This window comes from Saccharopolyspora sp. NPDC002686 (assembly GCF_040295745.1).
Lineage (GTDB): Bacteria > Actinomycetota > Actinomycetes > Mycobacteriales > Pseudonocardiaceae > Saccharopolyspora > Saccharopolyspora oryzae.
This window is the reverse complement of sequence record NZ_JBEOVY010000376.1, coordinates 1-7160: the sequence shown is the minus strand read 5'-3', so window position 1 is coordinate 7160 and position 7160 is coordinate 1. Positions and strand designations below refer to the sequence as shown.

Below are 7160 nucleotides of genomic sequence, written 5' to 3'. Positions count from 1 at the left end.
GGTGGACCGTGGCCGTCGACGGCGTCACCCAGTCCTTCGTCGACCTCGCCGATCCGACCTACCTGAAGCTGCCCTACATCGCCTGGATCGCGCAGTCGATCGACCGGCCGGGTGATGCAGCGCCAGGTCCAGTCGAGGCCATCGGTCAGCACCGAGTGCTCGTCCCGGTGCGCCGACTCGAGCATCTCCGCGGCGCGCTCGGCCGCCTTCTCGGGCGTGACGTCGGGCAGCGGCACGATCAGCGCGCGGCCGCCGATGACCACCAGCGCGTCGCAGCGGTAGCGGCTGAGGTTGATCAGCACCGCCGAGCCCTCCGGCGCGGCCTCGGCGAGCTTCGCGAACGGGGTGCGGCGCAGGTGGTCGGGTTGCACCGCGCGGGCTTCGGCCAGCAGCTCGTCCCAGGTGCGGGCCAGGCGGGTCCGGTCGTCGAGCTCGGTCAGACCGGGTTCGGCCACCGGGCGGTCCAGCAGGCGCCGCAGCCGGACCGCCTCGTCGGCCAGGTCCGGGTGGGTGCGGTGCAGTTCGCCGAGCTCGCCGCCGGTGGGCAGGAAGTCCGCCAGGATCGCCGAGCGCCCGTGCTCCAGCAGCTCCACCGCCAGCTCGGCGTCGCCGCTCTCCACCGCGCACGCCGCCGCGTCCGCCGCGATCGACGCCCACCGCTGCTGGGAGACCGGCGGCGCCACGACGCGCTTGCCCCGGGTGACCAGCGGCAGCAGGTCGACGGCGTAGGTGAACGACTCCAGCGCCTCGGGCCAGCGGCCCGCCTGCGCGCAGATCCGGCCGGCCAGCGCCGCTGCCCGAAGCCGCTGGTCAGCAGGGGCGGTGTCCTGCTCCGCGGCCTCCATGAGCGCCTTGCGCGCCCACCGGTAGTAGCGCTTGCGACCGCTGCGCTGGTACAGCGACTGCAAGGCGCGGGCCTGGTGGATCGCTGCGTTCGCGCGCTCCGGGGCGTCCAGCGGCATGGCGTTGAGCGCCTGCTCGAACAGCTCGATCGCCGTTTCGACGTCGGTGGTCCTGCTCGACAGCCGGAACCGGTGCGCCGCGATGATCCCCAACTGCGTCAGCGCGACGTGCTGCGCGGACGGGTCCTCCTTGGCCGCCTCGCGCGCCAGGTCGGCCGCGCTGTCCAGGTCGGTGCTGTCCTGGTTGTGCTCGAAGCGCTCGATCAGCGTCGTGGTCAGAGCGTTGAGCACTGCGCCGCGCTGCTCGGCCGCTGCTGCGGAGGCCGCCGCTTGTCCCGCGGTGACGGCGGTGTCGAGCACCTTCGGCTCGGCGCCGTGCACGAAGTGCCTGCGCAGCAAGGTCGCGTAAGCCGTGAGGGCGGTGGCGCGCTCGGTGTCGTCGGCGGACATCGCGCGCACCGCGGGGGCGATCGGCCGCAGCACCCGGCGCAGCTGGCTGGCGTCGCCGGTGGCGTCGACGTGCTCGACGGTGGTGGTGGCCAGGTTCCAGATCGCGGTGCCGAGCAGGTGGTGGCCGGTGTCGAGCACGCCGAGGACCCCGACCAGCTCGCTGATCGCCGAGTTGAGGTCGGTCAGGTCGCCGTTGGCCCGGAACCGGAGTCGCAGCGCGCGGGCCAGGTCGCAGAGCGCCGCCCGGCGCGGATCGCCGTCGGCGAGCGCCCCGGCGCCCGAGCCGAGGTGCTTGATGGCCTCGTCCAGGTCGTCCTGGGAGTTGCTGCGCTGGTACCGGCGCAGCAGCCCGGAGCCGAGGTTGACCAGCAGTTCGGAGGTGGCCGGATCGTTGGCCGGGGAGATCCGCGCGGCCTCCCGGAACACCTCGATCGACTCGTCGTCGGAGGCGGCCGAGCCGGCCAGCTGGGCGTGCAGCTTGAGCGCGTTGGCCAGCCTGACCAGCGCCATCGCCCGTCGCGGGTCGCGACGTGCGGCCTCCTCGACGGCGTTGCGCGCTGCCCGCACGCTGTCGGCCGCCGTCGCCGCGCGGTTCGTCTTCCCCGCTAGATCGGCCAGCGCCAGGGCGAGGTTGCAGTGGTAGAGGATCCGGTCGCGGTCGTTGCCGTGCGCTGCGGTGGTCGCCGACCGGTAGTGGCCGATGGCGTCCTCGAGATCGGCCAGATCACCGCTGCGCAGGTGGGACAGCTGCACAGCGCTGCCGAGGTTGTTGAGCACGCCCGCGCGCGCGGGGTCGTCCTCGCGGAGCATGCCCGCGGTGGCGCGGAAGACCTCGGTGACCCACGGCAGGTGCTCGAAGTCGAGGGTGGCGACGATCTGGTTCATCGCCGCGATCGCGTCGGCGTAGCGCTGCTCGGCGCCGCGGCGGGGATCCGGGAGCTGAGCTGCGGGTTCCGGGGCCGGGGGTTCCGGGGTGACGTCCTGTTCGTCGGTGAACCAGCTGGAGCGGGTACCTCCCCGAGCGCTCTGCGCCGCGGTCCAACGTTGCAGCCCGCCGAACCGGTCGTTCGCGCGGCTTGCATCGTCTGTCATCGGTCGTTCTCCTGTGGCTAGCTCACCGGGTCACCGGGTCGGGGGAATTCTCGGTGGGGTCGTAACACGCTACCGGCGCGCGCAGCCGCCGAATAGTCCGTGTGCACCACCTGAGATCGCACCGGTGGACAGCTGTGTCCGCGGGCGAGGTCCGCTCGATCTCCGAACCTACTCGGCCCGCGCGACGAGGGGTTCCGGTTGAGATCATTAATACTCACGGCTACCACGCAGTGATCACCGCTGCGTCCGGATCGGCCGGCCGCGGGGTGCCGCGTGATCGGACTCGAATTCGCGCGGTGCGTTCGCCCGACCGTCGATTTCGGAGGAACAGGCGCCGAGCCGATCTTTTCGCTCGGACCGGGTGCCGGTGGTGCGGGCGGGTCCGGTGGGGCCGGAGCGGCGGAGGTGACCAGGAGTCCGGGAAATCGGTTTTCCTCGCCGCGGGTGCCGATTTCGCGACTCTGCGTGCCCGGGCGCAAATCGACCTCCCAGTTCAAGATCGGGAATTCGAAGATCGAATTCGTGTTCCGCGTGACCGTCGGTGCAGATCCGAGCACAAGGGGTCAGCCGTTGCGGGCGACTTCGCCGGATTGACTCCGTTCGGCCCAGTCGCCCGGGAGCGGTCGTGATCGACATCGAATGTTGAGGCGCCGGTCACTCCCGGGGCGATCCGGCGGGGTGCTGTCAAGAGCCGTTCGGAGGGTGGTCGGGAGTGTCGTGGGGGAGCGGCTCGGGGCGACCTGTGGTAGTGCTCTGACCAGCCAAAAGCACGTCCGGAACGGCCACGTTCAGTGATCGTGTTTTGCGCCACGAGGGTGATCGGAGCGTGATCTCTTGACTGGCGGCGCGCTGGGGTTCACTCTGGTGGCCAACGCGGGGCTGGGCCGCTATCAGTGGGCCCCCTCGACAGCTGGCGGGGTTCCAGCTAGACTGCTACTTTGCGCTGCCCTCTTTCCGTCTACCCGTGCGTTCGGGTCGTAGGATGGCGGGCGCCACTTGCACCCTTGACAGCTGTGTTAGCGGACTGTGCGTTCGCGTAACGCGCGCTTTGATGACGCGGCTGTAGCCAGTTCAGAGTCCCGGAAGGACGCATCTTGGCAGTCTCCCGCGCGACCAAGGTCTCTGCAGCTTCCAACTACACGTCGGGGATCCCTGGGGCACCCAAGCGGGTCTCGTTCGCGAACATTCGCGAACCGTTGAACGTGCCGAACCTGCTAGACCTGCAGATCCAGTCCTTCGAATGGCTTGTCGGTAACGAAGCCTGGTTCCAGCGCCGGGTCGACGCCGGCGAGGAAGTTCCGGTTGGTGGTCTCGAGGAGGTCCTCGGCGAGATCTCCCCGATCGAAGACTTCTCCGGATCGATGTCGCTGTCCTTCTCCGACCCACGCTTCGACGAGGTCAAGGCCTCCGTCGAGGAGTGCAAGGACAAGGACATGACCTACGCGGCCCCGCTGTTCGTCACTGCGGAGTTCACCAACCACGGCACTGGCGAGATCAAGAGCCAGACCGTGTTCATGGGTGACTTCCCGATGATGACGGACAAGGGCACCTTCATCATCAACGGCACCGAGCGCGTCGTCGTCTCCCAGCTCGTCCGGTCCCCCGGTGTCTACTTCGACCAGTCGGTCGACAAGACCACCGACAAGGACGTCTTCAGCGTCAAGATGATCCCCAGCCGCGGTGCGTGGCTGGAGTTCGACGTCGACAAGCGCGACACCGTCGGCGTCCGCATCGACCGCAAGCGCCGCCAGCCGGTCACCGTGCTGCTGAAGGCGCTGGGCTGGTCGGCCGAGGCGATCCGCGAGCGGTTCGGCTTCTCCGAGACCCTGATGGCGACCCTGGAGAAGGACCACACCGCAGGCACCGACGAGGCGCTGCTCGACATCTACCGCAAGCTGCGCCCGGGCGAGCCGCCGACCAAGGAGAGCGCGCAGACCCTCCTGGAGAACCTGTTCTTCAAGGAGAAGCGCTACGACCTGGCCCGCGTCGGCCGCTACAAGGTCAACAAGAAGATCGGTCTGGGCCTGCCCTACGAGACCGGCGTGCTGACCGAAGAGGACATCGTCACCACGATCGAGTACCTGGTTCGCCTGCACGCGGGCGAGACCGAGATGCCCGCTCGCGGTGAGGGCGAAGGCGCCACCGTGCCGGTCGAGGTCGACGACATCGACCACTTCGGCAACCGGCGCCTGCGCACCGTGGGCGAGCTGATCCAGAACCAGGTCCGGGTCGGCCTGTCCCGCATGGAGCGCGTCGTCCGCGAGCGGATGACCACCCAGGACGTCGAGGCGATCACCCCGCAGACCCTGATCAACATCCGCCCGATCACGGCGGCGATCCGGGAGTTCTTCGGCACCTCGCAGCTGTCCCAGTTCATGGACCAGACCAACCCGATCGCGGGCCTGACGCACAAGCGCCGCCTCTCCGCGCTCGGCCCGGGCGGTCTGTCCCGTGAGCGCGCGGGCATGGAAGTCCGAGACGTGCACCCCTCGCACTACGGCCGGATGTGCCCGATCGAGACGCCGGAAGGCCCGAACATCGGTCTGATCGGCTCGCTGGCGACCTTCGCCCGCGTCAACCCGTTCGGCTTCATCGAGACCCCGTACCGCAAGGTCGTCGACGGTCGGGTCACCGACCAGATCGACTACCTGACCGCGGACGAGGAGGACCGCTACGTCAAGGCGCAGGCGAACGCGCCGATCGACGACGACGGCAACTTCCTCGACGACCGCGTGCTGGGCCGGCGGAAGGGCGGCGAGGTCGAGCTCCTCGCGCCGACCGAGATCGACTACATGGACGTCTCGCCGCGGCAGATGGTCTCCGCCGCGACCGCGATGATCCCGTTCCTCGAGCACGACGACGCGAACCGCGCCCTGATGGGTGCGAACATGCAGCGCCAGGCGGTGCCGCTGCTGCGCAGCGAGTCCCCGCTGGTCGGCACCGGCATGGAGCTGCGCGCCGCGGTCGACGCCGGTGACGTCATCACCGCCGAGAAGGCCGGTGTGGTCGAGGAGCTGTGCGCCGACTTCGTCACGATCATGGCCGACGACGGCACCCGCCGCTCGTACCGGATGAACAAGTTCTCGCGGTCCAACCACGGGACTTGCATCAACCAGAAGCCGATCGTGAACGAGGGCGACCGCATCGAGGCCGGTCAGGTCATCGCGGACGGTCCGTGCACCCAGAACGGCGAGATGGCGCTGGGCAAGAACCTGCTCGTCGCGATCATGCCCTGGGAAGGCCACAACTACGAAGACGCGATCATCCTGTCCCAGCGCCTGGTGCAGGACGACGTGCTCACCTCGATCCACATCGAGGAGCACGAGGTCGACGCCCGCGACACCAAGCTGGGCGCCGAGGAGATCACCCGGGACATCCCGAACGTCTCCGACGACGTGCTGGCCGACCTCGACGAGCGCGGCATCATCCGCATCGGTGCCGAGGTCCAGGGCGGCGACATCCTGGTCGGCAAGGTCACCCCGAAGGGCGAGACCGAGCTGACCCCGGAGGAGCGCCTGCTCCGCGCGATCTTCGGCGAGAAGGCCCGCGAGGTCCGCGACACCTCCCTGAAGGTGCCGCACGGCGAGACCGGCAAGGTCATCGGCGTCCGCGTGTTCAACCGCGAGGACGACGACGAGCTGCCCCCGGGCGTCAACCAGCTGGTGCGGGTCTACGTCGCGCAGAAGCGCAAGATCCAGGACGGCGACAAGCTCGCCGGCCGCCACGGCAACAAGGGCGTCATCGGCAAGATCCTGCCCGCCGAGGACATGCCGTTCCTCTCCGACGGCACCCCGGTCGACATCATCCTGAACACCCACGGTGTTCCGCGACGGATGAACATCGGCCAGGTGCTGGAGACGCACCTCGGCTGGATCGCCTCCCAGGGCTGGTCCATCGACGGTGACGCCGAGTGGGCCAAGCGCCTGCCGGAGGAGCTGTACGAGGTCGAGGCCGGCACCAACACCGCCAGCCCCGTCTTCGACGGTGCCCGCGAGGAGGAGATCACCGGTCTGCTGGCCTCCACCCGCCCGAACCGCGACGGCGAGCGCATGGTCGGCGGCGACGGCAAGGCCCAGCTGTTCGACGGGCGCAGCGGCGAGCCGTACCCGTACCCGACCGCGGTCGGCTACATGTACATCCTGAAGCTGTCGCACCTGGTGGACGACAAGATCCACGCCCGTTCGACCGGTCCGTACTCGATGATCACCCAGCAGCCGCTGGGCGGTAAGGCGCAGTTCGGTGGTCAGCGCTTCGGTGAGATGGAGTGCTGGGCCATGCAGGCCTACGGCGCCGCCTACACGCTGCAGGAACTGCTCACCATCAAGTCCGACGACGTGGTGGGCCGCGTGAAGGTCTACGAGGCGATCGTCAAGGGCGAGAACATCCCCGAGCCGGGCATCCCGGAGTCCTTCAAGGTGTTGCTGAAGGAGCTCCAGTCGCTGTGCCTGAACGTCGAGGTGCTCTCCAGCGACGGTGCGGCCATCGAGATGCGCGACAGCGAGGACGAGGACTTGGAGCGCGCTGCTGCCAACCTCGGCATCAACCTGTCCCGCAACGAGTCGCCGTCCGTCGACGACATCGCGCACTGACACTCGCCGCCGGGGGGCGGGGGGGGTCCCCCCCCCCCCGCGCCCCCCCCCCCCCGCGCCCCCCCCCCCCCCCCCCCCCCCCCAACAGACCAACTAGCGAAAAGACAACACAGGACAACCGAGACCA

Annotated in this window: 2 protein-coding genes; one reads left to right on the top strand and one right to left on the bottom strand. The window is 69.3% G+C overall.

Translation table 11 applies throughout. The features are described 5' to 3' along the window. On the bottom strand, positions 1 to 2444 hold a 2444-nt coding region (locus ABTZ89_RS32965), incomplete at its 3' end, for a tetratricopeptide repeat protein (protein WP_351052147.1). A gap of 1094 nt (positions 2445 to 3538) precedes the next feature. Here ABTZ89_RS32965 and rpoB point away from each other — a divergent pair. Then, entirely contained in the window at positions 3539 to 7033 is a 3495-nt protein-coding gene (rpoB, locus tag ABTZ89_RS32960) for a DNA-directed RNA polymerase subunit beta (protein ID WP_270947574.1), read from the top strand. Positions 7034 to 7160 lie beyond the last annotated feature (127 nt).